The following is a 19,372-nucleotide window of genomic DNA, read 5'->3' as shown; positions in this document are numbered from 1 at the left end:
CTTTTCCTGTTGAGTTTGTGCACCTCGATGTGTTTGCTGGCCCAGATGGGGCTCTATGTGGTTCAAGGAATCACGGGACAGCCGGTCGGGTATAACTTCTTCCTTCACTGCACGGCCCTGGCCGAGTCGCTGGGTCTCGCATGGGTGGTCTACGTGCTGGATGGGGTTGTGGTTTTCACGATGCTGCTGCTCTTCTGGGGCGCTGCCAAGCAGATCTACTTCTCCCTGCGTGCGAAGGGCAGGCTCAGTCGTCTGCACGATGCGGAGCTGACGGCGCTGCTCACAGAGCGGTACGGTCTCGGTCCCGGCGAGCTTCAGGTGATTGATCACCCGGACGCCATCGCACTGACCATGGGGCTTCTTCGTCCGAAGATCGTTCTGTCCACAGGCCTTCTGCAAATGCTGGAGCCGGGGGAGCTGGAGGCGATCGTCTACCACGAACAGTTTCACCTGCAGCACCGGGATCCGCTGAAGACGATGCTGATGACCGGATGTGCCGATGTGTTGTGGTATATCCCGATCCTGAAGTGGAATTCCAAGCAGTACAGCGCAGCGAGGGAGGTACTGGCTGATGCCGCGGCCATCCGGAAGACGGGCGAGCCCGTTCATCTGGGGAGCGCGCTGCTCAAGCTGCTGAAGCGCAAGCAGGTTCATTCTTATGCTTTTGCCTATGCTTCGTTTGCCGAAACATCCATCAATTATAGAATCCAACAGCTGATCGACCCGCAGGCCGTACAAGCCCTGTCCTTTCCGCTGAAACGGATGATGATATCTCTGAAGGTCGCAGCCGTACTGTCGGCTATGTTTCTTATAGAGTTTCTATATCTCTAGTGGTTTATCTCTAATTTTTTTTAACCATCTGCACTACATTGCGTAGTGCAGGCTGGAGGAATCATTGCTGGTCCCAAACCAATCCAACCTTAGGAGGTAACAATTTATGAAACAAAAAATGATCGCTTTGTCCGCAGGTGTTATCGTTGTGCTGGTCGGTGCTTATGCCGCTTATGATTACTTTGCCGGCAATCACGTTACCGTGCAGGAGGTTATCCCGGCGAATGCTTCCGTACAGGCGTCCGGGGGTGCGGCGGTGGATGCCGCCAAGCTGAACGGAGAGTGGAAGATTCAGCCGGAGTCCAAGGTCTACTTCTCTGTGACAACGTCCAAAGAGACAGTCAACTTCGAGAGCGGTGAAGTGCAGGGACAATGGACGCTGGATGTAAGCGATCTGACGAAGAATGCCGCCAGCGCATCGATTGAGATTGCCAAGGTCCAATCGGGCAATGCAACAAGGGACAGCCACGTGGCCGGCGAGAAGTTTCTGAATGCCGCAGCCTTCCCTAAGGCGGAGTTCAAGGCGAAGTCATTTGAGGGACTGCCGAAGGAGTGGAAGGAAGGCGAGAAGGTAACCTTCGATCTTCCGGGCACACTGACGGTAAAAGGCGTTTCGAAGGACGTAACCTTCAAGACCGATGCTTTATACAGCGGCGGAACGATCAAGCTGGAAGGCAGCTCGGTCGTGACCTTTGAGGATTTCGGTCTGAAGAATCCTCACGCCGTCGTCGTGGATACGGAGAATAACATCACGCTGCAGCTGCGCCTCGTGATGGCCAAGTAGTAACCGAACCTGAACAGCGCCGGATGAACCCATCCGGTGCTTTTTGCCGTGATGTACACCATTATCATTTCATTGGATGAAGGGTTCTATGCTTAGCGGCGGGCCCTCTTACAACGGCCCCGATTTCTCCCGAACTCCCTCGAAACCCGCGCCGGTACAGGCATCTTCAATATCCAATGCGCTGATTATTTACGTAATCGCCCCGTTCCTACTATAGTTAGGGCAAGTCAGACCACAGCCTATCAGAGATCAGGGGGAAATATCCATGAACCACCGTTTGAAAGCGCTTGTAGTGTCGTCTCTTGCCGTGTCGCTCGCCGCAGGCTGTTCGAATTCGGCGGGAACCCAGCAGCCTGCAGCAGCAGGTGGGGGTGAAGCCGCCAAGAAGGGTCCTACGCCGATTACGATTATGGCCAATCTTCATACACCGGAGGTACCGAATACCGAGCTCGAGAAAATGATCGAAGAGAAGACCGGGACGGATCTGACGATTCAGTGGGTGCCGGACGGCAACTATGATGAGAAGCTGAACGCAGCGTTCGCAACGGGCACGCTTCCACAGGCGGTCTTCCTCCGCAACCAGACCTCGCTCATTACTTTGAGAGATGCATTCCGCAACAACCAGTTCTGGGAGGTTGGTCCATATCTGAAGGATTACCCGAACCTGAAGAACCTGGATCCCAAGATTCTGACGAACATGTCGGTTGACGGCAAAGTATATTCGCTTTATCAGGAAAGACCATGGTCCCGCCAAGGCGTGATCTACCGCAAAGATTGGGCGGATGCGCTCGGACTGCCGGCTCCAAAGACACTTGATGATTTATACAAAATGGCGAAAGCGTTTACAGAAAACGATCCCGATAAGAACGGCAAGAAGGACACGATGGGGATCACCGACCGGAACGACCTGATCTACGGTGCATTCAAAACGGTATCCTCCTACTTCGGCACGCCGAACAACTGGGGTGTGAAGGATGGGGCGATCTATCCGGAATTCGAAGATCCGGCTTACCTTGAGACGATGAAGTGGTTCCAGCAGCTGTTCAAGGACGGCGCGATCAACAAAGACTTCCCTGTAACCAGCAAGACCGATCAGCAGAACCTGTTCACGACAGGCAAGGCCGGGATTTATATCGGTTCCCTGCCGGACGTGCTGACGCTTCACCAGAAGCTCTCCGCTGTGAACAAGGACGCGGTTCTTGAAGTGGCCAACCGCATCGAAGGATCTAAGGGGCCGGGTGTATGGGCGCTTCCGGGCTTCGGCTCCGGCGTAGTCTTCCCGAAATCGGCAGTGAAGACCGAAGCGGAGCTGAAGGACATTCTGGCTTACTTCGACAAGCTGATGGCACCCGAAACGGCGAACCTGCTGTTCTTCGGCCAGGAGGGCAAGCACTATTCGATCAAGGACGGCAAAGCGATGCTTACGGATGATGTGAAGCTGTGGGAGCGCGATGTGAAGCCTTATCAAGCGCTGCAGGTTGGCGGCGAGAGCACGATCAAGATGCTGACTTCCGGATTCACGCTGCCGGTGCGTACGAAGGCTGAGGAGCTCGTGAAGGACAACAACAGCTTCCTGATCCACGATCCGACGCTGCCGCTCGATTCCAAGACGTATACGGAGAGAGGCGCACGCCTTCAGGAAATCATCAAAGACGCCACTTACAAGTTCATGCTGGGCAGCATCGACGAAGCCGGCTTCCAGAAGGAAGTCGAGCGCTGGAAGAAAGAAGGCGGCTCGAAGATTATCGAGGAGTTCACGGCTTCTTACAAGGCGGTAAACAAGAAGTAAGCTGCGATAAGCCAAAGATAAGAGAAAGGGCGGCAGGGACGATGGTCCCTGCCGCCCTTTCTTGAGGTGTGGCGGAGCTGGGGGGCGGTCAGCCGAACCGCCTCCGGGGTCCGGAGAACGTCCGGGCTGCGCAGAGCTGTAAGGCCGCATTGCGGTCAGCCGACCGAGGGAAGCCCGGCCCAGAGCTCTCGCGGAATGCGGACGGGCGTCCGCGGGATGCGGGACGGCTCGAAGCAGGCGGTGAGCTCGTACGCCGAGGCCGGCTCCGGCCGGTCGGTCAGGCCTGCCAGGAAGGCCAGCAGGCCGAGCAGCCGCTCCGGGCGCATGCCCGACACGCGAAGAGACGAGAGCGTCAGGCTGCGGTCGCGCTTCGACAGCCGGCTGCCGTCCGGTGCGCAGAGCAGCGGCACGTGGTGGTAAGCCGGCGGCTGCAGACCGAGCGCCTCGCAGAGGAGCAGCTGCCGCGGCGTGGAGTCGAGCAGGTCCGCGCCGCGGAGCACGTCGGTGACGCCCATCGCGGCATCGTCGAGCACCACGGCCAGCTGGTAGCTGAACACGCCGTCCGCGCGCTTCACGACGAAGTCGCCGAGGCTTCCGGCCGCCACCCGCTGCCCGCCCTGTACGCCGTCGGTGAAGACAACCTCCCGCGGCGGAACGGCAAAGCGGAGGGCCGGCTCCTTGCGTGCCGCCCGCTGCTCCCGCTCCGCGGCGGTGAGGTGCCGGCAGAGCCCCGGGTAGGCGGCCCCTTCGGAGGCCAGCCCATGAGGGGCCCGGGCGACGGCCTTCAGCTCGGCGCGGGAGCAGAAGCAGGAGTACAGCCAGCCGCCCTCCTCCAGCCGCCGGGCGGCGGCAGCGTATGACTCCAGGCGGAGGCTCTGCTCGTAAGGCGCATGGAGGCCCCCGCTGTCCGGCCCTTCATCCCAATCGAGCCCGAGCCAGGCGAGATCCTCCAGCAGCTGCCGGGTATATTCGGGCCGGGAGCGGGCCGTATCGATGTCTTCGATGCGCAGCACGAAGGAGCCAGATGCCGCGCGGATCTGCAGCCAGGCGAGCAGGGCCGTGAAGGCATTGCCGATATGAAGAAGCCCCGAAGGCGTCGGGGCGAAGCGTCCGCGTCTCATCTATCGTCACCTCGATCAGAAGTAAGGGCAGGGAGAGGTAGGGGGAAGCCTGCCGGAGGTCCAGGCTTCCGGATATAGCAAAAAGGCAGGAATAAATTCCTGCCCGATTCAGTCGGTGTCATGATCATGCCGGCAGCGGGCCGGATGAGATAAGAAATGGCGGAGCCGACGGGATTCGAACCCGCGGTCTCCTGCGTGACAGGCAGGCATGTTAGGCCTCTACACCACGGCTCCGCGATAGAAGGTTGTCTGTTACATTCAGACAAACAGTATCATAGCACAATGCGGGGCAGATGGCAATATCTTCTGGTGTCAAAATGGAAACGCCTTCCTCTCAAACCTGGAAAAAGACTGGATTTTCGACACAATTTATTCATGCAATGTTCACAAATGTAGATAAGTGGTGTTTCTCTCCTAAACATTACGGGAGTATAATAGGAGGTACATAGGGTTCGGTTCCGGCCTGCTCCCCCTTGGCATCCCTATGGGTTGCAAGGGTATCCCTTGAATAGACATGAATTGACCAACAAGATAATGTTGGGTTCGTATGTTTATCTTTGTGAAAAATGTAACAATTCTAATGGGTAGTAGGGAGAAATCAGGTAACGCGATACCGGGGGCTACTATTTTCATGCATAGGAGGACGTTACTATGTCAGAGACATCCAAACAAGCGGTGCTAGATAACCGAGGTGCCGAAGTTCAGCCGGTTGTACGCGAACAGCTCGACGTGCTTGATCAACTGATGAAGCCTGAGGTTCAGGAATCCTTGACCGTACTGGTCGAGAACCTGCCGAAGCTGGCGGAAATGGTGACCCTGCTCACCAAGACGTACGACATTGTTCAAAATGTGGTAACGGATAAAGTACTCATCGAAGATATCAAGGGCGGCGTCGAAGAATTCGTGAAGCCGATCGGTGAGAAGGCGAAGGGTCTGGCGGCTGCAGCGATTGAAGCGAACGACCGTACCCAGGTTGAAGCTTCCACGGTGGGCCTGTTCGGCATCCTGAAGATGCTGAAGGATCCTCAGGTACAGAAGACCCTGCGCTTCGCACAGGCGTTCTTGGAAGTTGTCGGCGAGAAGAATCAGCAGCGCTAAGTTATCGTTGAAACGAGACGGGAGGATACGTATGTCAAAGCAAATTTTGATCCTGGGCGGCGGTTATGGCGGTCTGCTCAGCGCTACCACGCTGCGTAAGTATATGTCGGCGGAAGAAGCATCCATCACGGTGGTCAACAAGACACCATCACACCAAATCATCACGGAACTGCACCGTCTTGCAGCAGGCAATCTCGTGGAGAAGAACGTGGCTCTGCCGCTCGAGAAGCTGCTGCGCGGCCAGGATGTCGATCTTCGGATCGATGCGGTGGAGAAGATTGAACTGGACCAGAAGCAGGTGCTTCTCGGAAGCGGCAAGACGCTTTCTTACGATATTCTGGTCATTGCTCTCGGCAGCGAGACAGCCTACTTCGGCATTCCTGGACTCCAGGAGCACAGCTTCACGCTGAAGTCCGTACAGGATGCCAACCGTGTGCGTGCCCATGTGGAAGCCCGCATCGACGCTTATGTCCAGTCCAAGGACAAAGCGGACGCCACATTCGTTGTCGGCGGCGGCGGTCTGACAGGCATCGAGCTTGTGGGAGAATTCGCCGACATGCTTCCTGGCCTGTGCCGCAAGAAGGGCGTGGACTTCAACGATATCTCCATCTACTGTGTTGAGGCGGGTCCGTCCATCCTGGCCGGATTTGCTCCTGAACTCGTGGAGCGTGCGCAGACTTCCCTGGCAAAACGCGGCGTACAGTTCCTGACCGGTGTGGCAATCACCGAGATGACGGCTACGACGGTACACCTGAAGGACGGCAGCACCATCGACACGAATACGCTCGTATGGACCGGCGGCGTGCAGGGCAACTCCGTTGTCGCGAACTGCGGCATCGAAGTCAACCGCGGCCGTGCGACGGTTACGGAAGGTCTCCAGTCCACATCCCACCCGGATGTATTCCTGGCCGGCGACTCCGCTGTGGTCTTCGGCCCAGAGGGACGTCCTTATCCTCCGACGGCACAGCTGGCATGGCAGATGGGCGAGACGATCGGCTACAACATCTTCGCTTACCTGAACGGCGCTCCGATGGATCCGTTCACGCCGGTATTCTCCGGTACCCTGGCGAGCCTCGGCCGCAAGGACGGCATCGGTACGATCGGTGCCAACCAGACGCGTCTGAAGGGACTTCCGGCTACGCTGATGAAGGAAGCGAGCAATATGCGCTACCTGTCGCACATCAACGGGCTGTTCACGCTGGCTTACTAATAGAAATACCTTCAGCAATCATTCCTTTCAGTCTTACAGGGTGCCCTTTGGGCGCCCTTTTTTTCATGGAATGATCATGGTTTTGTAACACAAATGTCATAGATTGTAATGGGATTGACAAGTTTAAAGCGATCGGGATACAATCATATCCGTAAATGATAATGAATATCATTATTGACGTAATGATAATACATATCAATCCGCGTGACAGCTTACAGTCTGACGATCAGGGAAGAAAAGGTAAAGGTAGAGCCGCATGAAAAGAAGATATCTAGTGATTGCATTGATTTTTCTGTCATTCTGCTCCGTCTTCATCGGAGTGAAAGATATTTCACCTCTGGATATCTTTACCTTAAGGGAAGATCAGCTTCAGATTCTGCTGGTAAGCAGACTGCCCCGGCTGCTGAGCATTCTGATGGCCGGTGTGAGCATGAGCATCATCGGACTGATCATGCAGCAGCTCAGCCGCAACAAGTTCGTGTCCCCGACCACCTCGGGGACGGAGGATTCGGCGCGGTTCGGCATCATGGTGGCGATGCTCCTGTTCGCCTCCGCTTCTCCGCTTGAGAAGATGCTGGTAGCCTTCGTCTTTGCCCTCGCCGGGACGTTCATCTTCATGCGAATTCTCGACAAGGTGAAGTACAAGGATTCGATCTTCATTCCTCTGGTGGGGCTGATGTTCGGCAATATCGTCTCTTCCATCACGACCTTCTTCGCCTATAAGTACGATCTCGTCCAGAGCATGTCCGCCTGGCTGATGGGGGACTTCTCGATGATCGTCAAAGGGCGGTACGAGATGCTGTATATCAGCATTCCGCTCGTGATTGCGGCTTACGTGTTCGCCGATAAGTTCACGGTTGCGGGAATGGGCGAGGACTTCGCCATGAATCTCGGGCTGAATTACAAGCAGGTCGTCAATCTCGGCCTGGTGCTGGTCTCTCTGGTATCGGCGGTCGTGATCCTGACAGTCGGCATGATACCGTTCCTCGGGCTCATCGTACCGAACATCGTGACGATCCTGCGGGGCGACCATCTGAGGAAGAGCCTGCCCGATACGGCCATGCTCGGCGCCGTGTTCGTTCTGTTCTGCGATGTGCTCGGACGCGTCATCATTTATCCGTATGAGATCTCGATCGGTCTGACAGTCGGGGTCATCGGCAGCGCGATCTTCCTGTACCTGCTAATGAGGAGAAAGGCATATGAATAACACCGCCAAGCTCACTGTGCTTGCCCTGCTGGCCTTGGGGGTTATCGGCCTGTTCCTGCTCTTTGACATCGGAAGCAACTGGGGATACGTGATGCCGCGAAGGGCCAAGAAGATTCTGGCCATTGCCCTGACGGGAGGGGCCATCGCTTTCTCGACCATGATCTTCCAGACGATTACGAACAACCGGATTTTGACGCCGAGCATTATCGGTCTCGATTCGCTGTACATGCTGCTTCAGACGTTCATCGTGTATGCGTTCGGGTCAACGACCTTGACATTGATGAGCAAGAACGTGCACTTCGTGCTTTCGGTATCGCTCATGGTGGTCTTTGCCGGCATACTGTTCAAGCTCCTGTTCCGGGGGGAAGGCCGGAATATTTATTACCTGCTTCTCGTGGGATTGATCTTCGGAACCTTGTTTCAGAGCTTCGCCTCCTTCATGCAGGTGCTCATCGACCCTAATGAATTCCTGATCCTGCAGGACCGGATGTTCGCCAGCTTTAATAATATCAATACGGATCTGCTGGTGCTCGGCAGCATCGGCATGGCCCTGACCGGTCTGTATTACCTCCGGTTCGCCAAGTTTCTGGATGTGCTGTCGCTGGGCCGGGAGCATGCGGTAGGGCTCGGCATCCCGTACGATCATGTCGTGAAGAGACTGCTGATCATCGTGGCCGTGCTCATCTCGATCTCGACGGCTCTGGTGGGGCCGATCACCTTCCTCGGTCTTCTGGTAGCCAACGTGACCTGCCAGTTCCTGCGCACCTACAAGCACAGCGTGCTGATTCCCGGCGCGATGCTTATCAGCATCATCGCCCTGGTCGGCGGCCAGTTCGTCGTGGAGCGGGTGTTCACCTTCTCGACGACCGTGAGCGTTATCGTCAATCTGGTCGGCGGTATTTACTTTATCTATCTGCTGTTGAAGGAGAATCGGTCGTGGTAGAAGTTCGGAGCGTATCCAAGAAATACGGGAACAAGAATGTCGTTGAGAACGTATCCGTCAACATTACACCCGGGAAGATCACCTCTTTCATCGGTCCGAACGGGGCGGGCAAGAGCACTCTGCTCTCCATGATGTGCAGGCTGCTGTCGAAGGACAGCGGTGAGGTGTTCATCGAAGGACGGGAGATCGGGCATTGGAAGAGCAACGATCTCGCCAAAAAGATTTCGATTCTCAAGCAGACCAACCATATCAACATCCGCCTCACGATCCGCGAGCTCGTCGCCTTCGGCCGCTTCCCCTACTCCCAGGGGCGCCTGACGCCGGAGGATCAGCGGTACATTACCGAAGCGATCGATTACATGGAGCTCGGTCCCATGCAGGACAAGTACATTGACCAGCTCAGCGGTGGGCAGCGCCAGCGGGCGTATCTGGCGATGGTGCTGGCCCAGGATACGGAATATATCCTGCTCGACGAACCGCTGAATAACCTGGACATGAAGCACAGCGTGCAGATCATGAAGGTACTGCGGAGGCTGGCCGACGAGCTCGGCAAGACGGTTGTCATCGTCATCCATGACATCAACTTCGCTTCCTGCTATTCCGACTATATTGTCGCGCTGAAGGACGGCCGTGTCGTAGGCGATGGGGTGACGGAGGAGATCATTACCTCCGAGCTGCTTCAAGAAGTGTACGACATGGATATCCGAATCCAGGAGATTGACGGGAACCGGATTTGCATTTACTACAAGTGAGTCATGACACAACCCTATATATGATCCTGCATCATCCATTTCGTATGCCAGTCCCACTAAACATAGAGGTGATCAACCATGAGAAAATTATCCGTTTTGCTTCTGACCCTGATCATTGCCGTGATCGCATCCGCCTGCGGTGCAGCTGCACCTGAGAACAATGCTGCCGGCAGCGGGTCCCCTGCTCCCGAAGCAGCCAAGGCACCTGTAGAGCAGTCCTTCAAGCATGAGCTCGGCGAAACCAAGATCAAAGGCGTTCCGTCCAAGGTTGTTGTATTTGACTTCGGTGCCCTCGATACCCTCGACCGGCTTGGAGTGGAAGTGCTCGGCGTTCCGCAGGCGAACATCCCGTCTTACCTCTCGAAGTACAAGGATGCGAAGTACAAGAATGCAGGGTCCCTGACGGAGCCGGATTTTGAGAAAATCAGCGCGATGAGCCCCGATTTGATCATCATCTCCGGCAGACAGTCCAAAGCCTACGAAGAGCTGAGCAAGATCGCTCCTACGCTGTATGTTGCACTGGATACAAAAAACTACATGACTTCGTTCGAGAACAATACGAAGACGCTCGCGAAGATCTTCGGTAAGGAAGCGGCTGCCGAGCAGGAGCTGGCGAAAGTGAATGCAACGGTGAAGGCTGTTAAGGAAAAGGCGTCCGCCAGCGGCAAACAAGCTCTTATCATTCTGAGCAACGGCGGCAAAGTGAGCGCATATGGCGCAGGCTCGCGCTTCGGTCTTATTCATGACGTCCTTGGGTTCACTCCAGTAGACAAGAGCATTGAAGTCACGACACACGGCCAGAGCATTTCCTTCGAATATATTGCAGAGAAGAATCCGGACTACCTGTTCGTGGTAGACCGTGATGCGGTAGTGGGCGGACAATCCAATGCGAAGCAGACGATTGAGAACGACCTCGTGAAGAACACGAAAGCCTTCAAGGATGGCCATATCGTGTACCTCGATCCGAACTTCTGGTACCTCTCCGGAGGCGGCCTGATCTCGGTAGAGGGCATGGTGAAGGAAGTTGAAGCATCCCTGAAATAAGCGGGAAGCTTCATAGGAAGAAGCGAAAGAAGAATACCTGTTCCGGGAAACCGGGCAGGTATTTTTGGTTTTCTATTCCCTGCAGTGTGCTGCCGCCTGGGAGGGGCTGTGTGCCGTTTTCCGAAATGGTATCCATCTCTTATGGAAATCCCGTTTGTTGAACAGGCAGCGGGAGTTTGTTATATCGGAATATACCCCCGCTGGGGGATGACCATTGCCAGATTGCTTTTCTTTGGGTATGGTAGGTAATACCCTGGAGTGAGCGAAGGAGGAACGGCGGTGACTTTTCACGGACAGAAGATTTTGCCTGCAGCCAAGACGATGAAGCAGTTTGAGAAGATTCTGGAGAGCTCCTACGAGTACGGAGTGTTCCTCGATACCCATATCGGCCAGCTGAAGAGCATCTATACGATGGCCCGCAGCCGGGGCAAGAAGATGTTCCTTCATGCGGACCTGATCCAGGGGCTGAAGAGCGACGAGTATGCGGCCGAGTACCTGTGCCAGGATATCAAGCCCTATGGGCTCATCTCGACGAAGACAAGCGTGATCCTGAAGGCCAAGCAGAAGGGCATTCAAGCGATTCAGCGGATCTTCCTGCTCGATACGATTGCACTGGAGAAGAGCTACACGCTGCTGGAGAAAACGAAGCCGGACTTCATCGAGGTGCTGCCGGGCGGCATGCCTTCCATTATTGCTGAGGTGCACCAGCGCAGCGGCATTCCGATTTTTGCCGGGGGATTGATCCGCACGGTGGAGGATGTGGAGCGGGCCTTGGAAGCGGGAGCCACGGCGGTGACGACGTCCAATGAAAGCTTGTTCAAGCATTACGACAGGAGCGTGCAGTGAAGCGCAAGCAAGGAGATAAGTCACACTTCATGAAAACTTCACATTGACATCGCTTACATTATTGTATTAGAATGGCATTAAGTTAATAGTCGTGACGGAGACTTGGAGAGCCACAGCAATGATCCCCCTGCCTGCAGGGAGGATCGCTTGTTGTGGCTCTCTTTTTCTTTGGCCGCGGAATGTGACTGTTCTATTAAAGGAGGATGGGTTCATGGTACCATGGCTTGGAGAGCTGATTGGCACGATGATTCTGATCACACTGGGTGCAGGCGTATGTGCGGGAGTGTCGCTCAAGAAGTCGTATGCAAATAATGGCGGCTGGATCGTCATCACCATGGGGTGGGGGATGGCCGTGGCTTTCGCCGTGTATGCGGTAGGCAAAGTCAGCGGGGCCCACCTTAATCCTGCAGTCACCCTGGCTTTGGCCGTGAAGGGGGATTTTGACTGGGCTCTCGTGCCGGTGTACGTGATTGCCCAGCTCGCCGGCGCGATGCTCGGGTCGGCGATCGTCTATCTGCAGTATCTGCCGCACTGGAAAGAGACAGAGGACGCCGGTACGAAGCTGGGGGTATTCGCAACAGGGCCCGCGGTAGACCATCCGTTCTCGAATCTGCTCAGTGAGATGATGGGGACGTTCATCTTCATCGTGGCACTGCTCGCCCTCGGGGCCAATACCTTCACCGAAGGGCTGAACCCCCTGCTTGTCGGCTTCCTCGTCGTCAGCATTGGCTTATCGCTTGGCGGTACGACGGGGTATGCGATCAATCCGGCCCGTGACTTCGGCCCGCGCCTGGCGCACTACCTGCTTCCGATCGCCGGCAAAGGACCGTCGAACTGGCGGTACGCATGGATTCCGGTAGCCGGTCCGCTGCTCGGCGGGATGCTTGGCAGCGTATTCTACCAAGCCTTCTTCGAGGGGGCCATGCCGCCGCTGCTCTGGTATATCCTTGGCGCCTGCCTGCTTGCACTGCTGTTTACATACCGTATGGGACTTCGGCGTATGAGCCGGATGCCTAATAAGGCAGCTGCCTGACCTGCGTAGTTTCCGCTCTATTTCATATCATACTTTAGAATGAACCCATAGGAGGATGCACTCATGGAGCAATATATTCTTTCCTTAGACCAGGGCACCACAAGCTCGCGGGCGATTCTGTTCAACAAGAACGGGGAGATTGTGCATACGGCCCAGCATGAATTCACCCAGTACTTCCCGCAGCCGGGCTGGGTCGAGCATAATCCGCAGGAGATCTGGAGCTCGATCCTGGCGGTCATCGCTTCCTGCCTGTCCGAGTCGGGGGTGAAGCCGCAGCAGATCGCGGGCATCGGGATCACGAACCAGCGGGAGACGGCCGTCGTCTGGGAGCGCGAGACGAGCAGACCGGTCTATAACGCCATCGTATGGCAGTCCCGCCAGACGGCGGGCATCTGCGAGGAGCTCAAGGCCAAGGGGCTGAATGATCTGTTCCATGACAAAACGGGGCTGCTTATCGACGCCTACTTCTCCGGCACGAAGGTGAAGTGGATTCTCGATCATGTCGAGGGGGCGAGAGAGAAGGCGGAACGCGGCGAGCTGCTGTTCGGAACGATCGATACCTGGCTGATCTGGAAGCTTACGGGAGGCCGCGTGCATGTAACCGACTATTCGAACGCGTCGCGTACGCTGATGTATAATATTCACGAGCTGAAGTGGGATGACGAGCTGCTCGAGATTCTGACGGTGCCGAAGTCGATGCTTCCGGAGGTGCGGCCATCCTCGGAGGTGTACGGCACCACGATCGATTACCACTTCTTCGGCTGCGAGGTGCCGATTGCCGGAGCGGCCGGGGACCAGCAGGCCGCCTTGTTCGGCCAGGCCTGCTACACTCAAGGCATGGTGAAGAACACGTACGGCACCGGATGCTTCATGCTCATGAACACCGGCGAAAAGCTTGTGAACTCCTCGCACGGCCTGCTGACGACGATTGCCTGGGGATTGAACGGCAAGGTGGAATATGCCCTCGAGGGCAGCATCTTCGTGGCGGGGTCGGCCATCCAGTGGCTGCGTGACGGGCTGCGGATGTTCCGCAGTGCCAAGGACAGCGAGAGCTATGCGTCGAAGGTGGAGAGCACCGAGGGCGTCTATGTCGTTCCGGCCTTCGTCGGTCTCGGCAGCCCGTATTGGGACAGCGATGTGCGCGGTGCGGTATTCGGCCTCACCCGCGGTTCTTCCAAAGAACACTTCATCCGGGCGACGCTGGAGTCGCTTGCTTACCAGACGCGGGATGTCCTGACGGCGATGGAGGAGGATTCCGGCATTGTGCTGCAGACGCTCCGCGTGGACGGCGGAGCGGTCGCGAACAACTTCCTGATGCAGTTCCAGAGCGATATTGTCGGCATTGAAGTGGAGCGGCCGGTGATCAATGAGACGACGGCGCTCGGTGCCGCCTACCTGGCGGGTCTTGCCGTGGGCTACTGGAGCAGCCAGGATGAGATCTGCGAGAAGTGGCAGGTGGACCGACGGTTCGAGCCTTCCATGGAGGAGGAACGCAGGGAGAAGCTGTACGGCGGATGGAAAAAAGCCGTTTCTGCAGCAATGGCTTTCAAATAACCGGGAAGTGTGATAAGATAAAGGCAAGTTAATACTCTGTCAGGAGAAACGGAGAGACTACGTTACAGCACGGCTGAATCAATTTCGGCCCCCGTGCATGTTTCGTAGTCTCTTTTTTTTATACTCTTTTCTCCGGAACAAGACCTGGGAGGTTTTCACGTGGAACATATCTTTTCTAGCAGAAGCAGAGTAGGCCAATTACAGGAGATCAGCCGGGAACCGCTTGATATTCTTGTCATCGGAGGGGGCATTACCGGGTCGGGCATTGCACTGGATGCCGTGTCCCGCGGATTGAGAACGGGACTGGTGGAGATGCAGGACTTTGCGGCCGGCACATCGTCACGGTCGACGAAGCTGGTGCACGGGGGACTCCGGTATCTCAAGCAGCTTGAGGTGAAAATGGTTGCCGAGGTCGGCAAGGAACGGGCGATCGTGTACGAGAACGGACCGCACGTGACGACACCGGAGTGGATGCTGCTGCCGATGCATAAGGGAGGCACCTTCGGCAAATTCACGACGTCTATCGCGCTCCGCATGTACGACTACCTGGCAGGGGTAAAGCGCAGCGAAAGAAGGAAAATGCTTACGGCGCTTGAGACCCTGCGCCGGGAGCCGCTGCTGAAGAGCGCGGGGCTGAAGGGTGGCGGCTATTACGTGGAATACCGTACGGATGACGCCCGGCTGACGATTGAGGTGCTGAAGGAAGCGGTCAGCCGCGGAGCCCATGCGGTGAACTATGCCAAGGTCGAGCGTCTGCTGTACGATAACGGCCGGGTCGTCGGGGCGCATGTAGTCGATGGGGAAACCGGAACGGGCTATGATGTGTACGCCAAAAAAGTCGTTAACGCCGCAGGCCCCTGGGTGGATACGCTGCGGGAGATGGACGGCTCGAGGAAGGGCAAAACCCTGCAGCTGACCAAGGGAGTCCACCTGGTCATTGACCAGAAGCGGTTCCCGCTCCGGCAGGCGGTCTACTTCGATACGCCGGACGGCCGGATGGTGTTCGCCATCCCGCGGGACGGGAAGACCTATGTGGGTACAACCGATACGGTGTATAAGGAAGAAATCGCCCATCCGCGGATGACCACGGCGGACCGCAAATACGTGATCGATGCGGTCAATTACATGTTCCCTGACGTGGGCCTTACGGTTCGTGACGTGGAATCGAGCTGGGCGGGGGTTCGTCCGCTGATTCATGAGGAAGGCAAGGATCCGTCCGAGATCTCGCGCAAGGACGAGATCTGGCAGTCCGAATCCGGCCTCATTACGATTGCGGGCGGCAAGCTGACAGGCTACCGCAAGATGGCGGAGCTCGTCGTCGATCTGGTGGCCCAGCTGCTGTCCGCGGAAGGATCGGGTGCGTATGGAGCCAGTATTACCAAGCATATGCCGATCTCCGGCGGCTCCGTCGGCGGCTCCGCGGGATTCCCGCAGTTCATTCAGTCGAAGACGGCGGAAGGCGAACAGCTCGGCCTGCCCCGGGAGACGGCGGCCTCCTGGGCGCGCATGTACGGCTCCAATGTCGACCGTCTCTTCGGGATGGCGCAGACCTGCCGCGCGGAGGCGGAGGTAAGCGGCCTGCCGCTGGAAGTATTCGTACCTCTGCTCTATGCGATCGAAGAGGAGATGGCCGCCCGGCCGGTGGACTTCTTCATCCGCCGTACCGGTGCCCTGTTCTTCGATATCGCCTGGGTGAGGAAGTGGAAGGCGCCGGCCGTGGAAGTGATGGCCCGCCGGCTGGGCTGGACGTCCGAGCAGAAGGAGCGGTACGCCGCCGAGCTCGAGAAGCACCTTCACGATGCGGTGGTTCCGTCGGATGAGGAGCAGCAGCGCCGGTTCGCGATCTGATCGTACCGCCAATTAACCAAAATTTACTACAATTTGCCCGGCTTCTGTCCGATATAAGGAAGTAGTCTCCATCTTACAAGCCACGACTAGCTCATTGGGGGACGTTATTCCAGGAACAAGGAGCAGGGCGTATGAAATGGTTTCACGACATGAAAGTGCAGCAGAAGCTGCTTCTGCTGATCACCGTTACCACCGTCTTCCTGATCGGTGTCGGGCTCAGCGGATACCAGTTCATGAAAACCATGAACCAGGCATCCAAGGACATGTATTACGAAAGACTGCTGACCGTTAAGTGGATTAACGCGGCCCGTGCGCATTCCCGGGCGATTGAAGCCAATACCTATGAGCTGTTCCAGACGGAAGATAAAACCAAGCAGCAGTCATTGGTCAATGAAATTGCCCTGCGCGTAACCGAGTATGATCAGATGATCACGAACTATACTTCGATGCCCATGGATGTGTATCAACAAGAGCGGGTAACCAAGCTGAATGAAATTTCCGCCGCATACCGGTCGGAGCGTGCGCTGACGATCGAAATGACGCTTCGGGGGCAGGGCCAAACCGCGTTCGCCCAGTTTCAGGGTAAAGCCGGTAAGGCATTGGATGAGCTGAACACGATCCTGGTGGATCTGGCGGAGTACAATTCCGGGCAGGCGGACCAGCTGCTGCTGCGGCAGGAGACCGAGTTTACCCGGGCGGTTCTTATCAATATGGGCATTATTCTCTGTGCCATCATCCTTTCGGTCGGGATGGGTCTCTATATCACCCGTTCCGTCGTGCGTCCGGCCCGGGATCTTCAGCGCCTGACGGCCCAGGCAGCGGCCGGGGACCTGCTCGTGCGCTCCAGCTACCGGTCGAAGGACGAGCTAGGACAGCTTGCAGCCTCTTTCAATGCCATGCTGGAAGATACGAGGCAGGTCATCCGCCAGGTGCACCTGACCTCCGAGCAGGTAGCCGCTTCTTCGCAGCAGCTGACCGCAAGCAGCGAGCAGACCGGCAGAGCAAGCGAGACGATCACGGCCGCTTCCCATGAAGTTGCGGAAGGGGCCGTTCACCAGACGCGCCAGGTGGCGGAGGGGCTGAGAATCGCGCGTGACATGTCGGAGGACTCGATGAAGGTGGCTGGGGATGCCGACAACGCGGCGAAGACCGCAACCGAGACGGCCGGTGCGGCGCGGGAAGGCAGCCGCAGCGTGCAGGAGGCTGCGGCCCGGATGGAAGAGATCCACCGGACGGTGGATGGGCTGGCGGAGGTCATGCAGAAGCTTGACGGTCAGTCCGAGCGGATCAGCGGCATTGTCGGTCTGATGACTGACATTGCCGGGCAGACGAACCTGCTTGCGCTCAATGCATCCATAGAAGCCGCCCGTGCCGGTGAGCATGGGAAGGGCTTCGCCGTGGTGGCCAGTGAGGTGCGCAAGCTTGCCGATCAGTCGATCCGGGCCGCGCAGGAGGTGGATGTGCTGGTTACGGGGATTCAGGAACAGACCCGGGAGGCGGTACAATCCACCCGTGAGACCACCTCTCAGGTGCAGGAAGGTATCGGCAGCACAGAGGAAGCGGGGCGGTCGTTTCGGCAGATCGAGCGCTCTGTGGCCGACTTGGCCGAACGCATGGCGGGAGTCTCGGCAGGAGTACGCGGGATGGCCGCCGGCACGCAGCAGATGACGGAGACCATCCGGGAGATTCTGCGGATCGCCGAAGAGGCTTCAGCGGGGACGCAGCATGTTTCGGCGGCTACCGAGGAGCAGCTGGCGACTATGGAGGAGATGTCCGCCTCTTCACAGCACTTGGCGCATATGGCCGCGGAGCTGCAGTCGCTGGTCAGCCGTTTCAAAGTATAATGCAGCCAGGAGACAGGGAGACTGCCGGGGAGCCGGCAGCCTCTTCTCTATGGAATAACTTTTTTTCTTTTTTCTGGGCACACGCCTTGCAATCCCTTTCGCGCTGTGGTAAGATGTAAGCATATCATATATTTGTAACCTGAATTCACATATTGTAAAGGGTTATCATTTGTAAGATGGAACCTTTTGTAATGTGTGAATTTTTTATTTCAAATGAAGATAAAAGAACATGTTACAAATCAAACTTTGGAGGTTTTCTCACATGCAAACAGGTACAGTGAAATGGTTCAACGCAGAAAAAGGTTTCGGCTTCATCGAAGTTGAAGGCGGCAGCGACGTATTCGTACACTTCTCCGCAATCCAAGGCGACGGCTTCAAAACCCTCGACGAAGGTCAGCGCGTAGAGTTCAACGTAGTTCAAGGCAACCGTGGTCCACAAGCTGAGAACGTTGTAAAGCTGTAATACCCACAATGCAAAAGAAAAACTGCCCTTAACCGGTGTTAGGGGCAGTTTTTTATGGTCAAATGGAAGGGGGGCTTCCTGTTTTTCGGCTGAAGAACAGGGTGGAAGCGCCCCTTTCCTGAGGGAAAATCATAAGGAGGAGAATCATGTATTTTCGAAGAAAACCTGCTCCCGCGGCGCCGCTCGAGAACACGGCGGTATGGTCCTGCGAGCAGGAAGGCTGCCGCAGCTGGATGCGGGATCACTATGCGATGGAGCATGTGCCGGCTTGCCCGCTGTGCAATGTCCCCATGGTTCGAAGCATGAAGATGGTCCCGCAGCTTGTCGTCCCCCAGCGTGAAACGAAGAAGAAAAGCGCTACGATGTCCTGACGTTCCTGTCTGCTCCTGAAGTATGACCCTATACAGCGGTACGGCCTCTCTCCGGTTGGGAGTGGGCCGTACCGTTTTTTGCATGTCCTAAGGCTTGGGATGGGACCGACGCAGCTTGCTGCGGCATAAAGCCCACGGCTTGATCCCCGTCTTTACTGGTTCTATTCCTGCACAGCAAAGAGCGCCGAAGTATCCAGCTTCGGCGCTCTTTGCTTATCTTGTCGAAAGTGATAGTGAAAGCGAAGGCTTCCACTATAGCGGCGGCAGTGCTGTCCGTATCGCTTCGTTAGACCCTGTTGCGTCCAATGGAGCGCAGGATCAGGCTTACGATAAAGACCAGCGCGATCGATCCGATCAACGCAGGGACGATATAGAAGCCGCCGACTTCCGGACCCCAGTCACCCAGGAGAAGACCACCGAGCCATGCGCCTACAAAACCTGCGATGATGTTACCGATAATGCCGCCGGGGAGATCTTTCCCCATAATCATGCCAGCCAGCCAACCGATGATACCGCCAATAATCAAGGACCACAAGAAACCCATTTGAACTACCTCCTTTTTATTTGTGTATGAAGCGTTGGATGCTTACTATTAACCTATCAAATCGCGGTAGAATCACGCCGATAAAAGAAG

The 19,372-nt window shown here is 56.5% G+C and carries 18 protein-coding genes and 1 tRNA gene; 16 read left to right on the top strand and 3 right to left on the bottom strand.

Annotation, left to right across the window (positions count from 1 at the left end; translation table 11 throughout):
* Positions 1–9 precede the first annotated feature (9 nt).
* From PM3016_RS36115 to PM3016_RS36105, 3 genes are all read left to right on the top strand, one after another.
* The gene (locus PM3016_RS36115) at positions 10–831 is read left to right on the top strand and encodes a M56 family metallopeptidase (protein WP_238540404.1); all 822 of its coding nucleotides are present in this window, start codon (positions 10–12) and stop codon (positions 829–831) included.
* Between the two features lie 106 nt (positions 832–937).
* Positions 938–1,615, top strand: a complete 678-nt coding sequence (locus PM3016_RS36110; protein ID WP_014372719.1) for a YceI family protein — start codon at positions 938–940, stop codon at positions 1,613–1,615.
* Positions 1,616–1,880: 265 nt separating this feature from the next.
* The gene (locus tag PM3016_RS36105) at positions 1,881–3,404 is read left to right on the top strand and encodes an extracellular solute-binding protein (protein WP_013921481.1); all 1,524 of its coding nucleotides are present in this window, start codon (positions 1,881–1,883) and stop codon (positions 3,402–3,404) included.
* A gap of 155 nt (positions 3,405–3,559) precedes the next feature.
* Here the strand turns inward: PM3016_RS36105 and gluQRS are convergent, their stop codons facing one another.
* Together gluQRS and PM3016_RS36095 are read right to left on the bottom strand one after the other, a co-directional pair.
* A complete protein-coding gene (gene gluQRS / locus PM3016_RS36100) occupies positions 3,560–4,525 on the bottom strand; it encodes a tRNA glutamyl-Q(34) synthetase GluQRS (protein WP_014372718.1) in 966 nt (321 codons plus the stop codon).
* A 157-nt stretch (positions 4,526–4,682) separates the two neighbouring features.
* Positions 4,683–4,759, bottom strand: a tRNA-Asp gene (locus PM3016_RS36095).
* A gap of 417 nt (positions 4,760–5,176) precedes the next feature.
* Here PM3016_RS36095 and PM3016_RS36090 point away from each other — a divergent pair.
* From PM3016_RS36090 to PM3016_RS36030, 13 genes are all read left to right on the top strand, one after another.
* Positions 5,177–5,623 (top strand): DUF1641 domain-containing protein, encoded by a 447-nt coding sequence (locus PM3016_RS36090; protein WP_013921479.1) that lies wholly within the window; start codon positions 5,177–5,179, stop codon positions 5,621–5,623.
* A 31-nt stretch (positions 5,624–5,654) separates the two neighbouring features.
* A complete protein-coding gene (locus PM3016_RS36085) occupies positions 5,655–6,833 on the top strand; it encodes an NAD(P)/FAD-dependent oxidoreductase (protein ID WP_013921478.1) in 1,179 nt (392 codons plus the stop codon).
* 256 nt (positions 6,834–7,089) lie between these two features.
* The gene (locus PM3016_RS36080) at positions 7,090–8,040 is read left to right on the top strand and encodes an ABC transporter permease (RefSeq protein WP_014372717.1); all 951 of its coding nucleotides are present in this window, start codon (positions 7,090–7,092) and stop codon (positions 8,038–8,040) included.
* On the top strand, positions 8,033–8,983 hold the full coding sequence (locus PM3016_RS36075; RefSeq protein WP_013921476.1) for an iron chelate uptake ABC transporter family permease subunit: 951 nt from the start codon (positions 8,033–8,035) through the stop codon (positions 8,981–8,983). The genes PM3016_RS36080 and PM3016_RS36075 overlap by 8 nt, the downstream gene beginning before the upstream one ends.
* Positions 8,977–9,735: an iron ABC transporter ATP-binding protein gene (locus PM3016_RS36070; protein ID WP_014372716.1), complete on the top strand. Its 759-nt coding sequence runs from the start codon at positions 8,977–8,979 to the stop codon at positions 9,733–9,735. The genes PM3016_RS36075 and PM3016_RS36070 overlap by 7 nt, the downstream gene beginning before the upstream one ends.
* A 78-nt stretch (positions 9,736–9,813) precedes the next feature.
* The gene (locus tag PM3016_RS36065; protein ID WP_014372715.1) at positions 9,814–10,779 is read left to right on the top strand and encodes a siderophore ABC transporter substrate-binding protein; all 966 of its coding nucleotides are present in this window, start codon (positions 9,814–9,816) and stop codon (positions 10,777–10,779) included.
* Between the two features lie 279 nt (positions 10,780–11,058).
* Positions 11,059–11,625 (top strand): glycerol-3-phosphate responsive antiterminator, encoded by a 567-nt coding sequence (locus PM3016_RS36060; RefSeq protein ID WP_014372714.1) that lies wholly within the window; start codon positions 11,059–11,061, stop codon positions 11,623–11,625.
* A 211-nt stretch (positions 11,626–11,836) separates the two neighbouring features.
* Positions 11,837–12,658: an MIP/aquaporin family protein gene (locus tag PM3016_RS36055; RefSeq protein WP_013921472.1), complete on the top strand. Its 822-nt coding sequence runs from the start codon at positions 11,837–11,839 to the stop codon at positions 12,656–12,658.
* Positions 12,659–12,721: 63 nt separating this feature from the next.
* Entirely contained in the window at positions 12,722–14,212 is a 1,491-nt protein-coding gene (glpK, locus tag PM3016_RS36050) for a glycerol kinase GlpK (protein WP_014372713.1), read from the top strand.
* 159 nt (positions 14,213–14,371) lie between these two features.
* Entirely contained in the window at positions 14,372–16,060 is a 1,689-nt protein-coding gene (locus PM3016_RS36045) for a glycerol-3-phosphate dehydrogenase/oxidase (RefSeq protein WP_014372712.1), read from the top strand.
* 131 nt (positions 16,061–16,191) lie between these two features.
* On the top strand, positions 16,192–17,904 hold the full coding sequence (locus PM3016_RS36040) for a methyl-accepting chemotaxis protein (RefSeq protein WP_014372711.1): 1,713 nt from the start codon (positions 16,192–16,194) through the stop codon (positions 17,902–17,904).
* A gap of 262 nt (positions 17,905–18,166) precedes the next feature.
* Positions 18,167–18,367 carry a cold-shock protein gene (locus PM3016_RS36035; RefSeq protein WP_014372710.1) on the top strand — a complete coding sequence of 67 codons (201 nt, stop codon included), beginning with the start codon at positions 18,167–18,169 and terminating at the stop codon, positions 18,365–18,367.
* 146 nt (positions 18,368–18,513) lie between these two features.
* Positions 18,514–18,738: a cold-shock protein gene (locus PM3016_RS36030; protein WP_013921467.1), complete on the top strand. Its 225-nt coding sequence runs from the start codon at positions 18,514–18,516 to the stop codon at positions 18,736–18,738.
* A 286-nt stretch (positions 18,739–19,024) separates the two neighbouring features.
* Here PM3016_RS36030 and PM3016_RS36025 read toward each other — a convergent pair whose 3' ends face one another.
* Complete coding sequence (locus PM3016_RS36025) at positions 19,025–19,282, bottom strand: GlsB/YeaQ/YmgE family stress response membrane protein (RefSeq protein ID WP_013921466.1); 258 nt, start codon at positions 19,280–19,282, stop codon at positions 19,025–19,027.
* Between the last annotated feature and the right edge of the window lie 90 nt (positions 19,283–19,372).

The organism is Paenibacillus mucilaginosus 3016, from assembly GCF_000250655.1.
Taxonomy (GTDB): domain Bacteria; phylum Bacillota; class Bacilli; order Paenibacillales; family NBRC-103111; genus Paenibacillus_G; species Paenibacillus_G mucilaginosus.
This window is presented reverse-complemented; position numbering and strand designations above follow the sequence as displayed.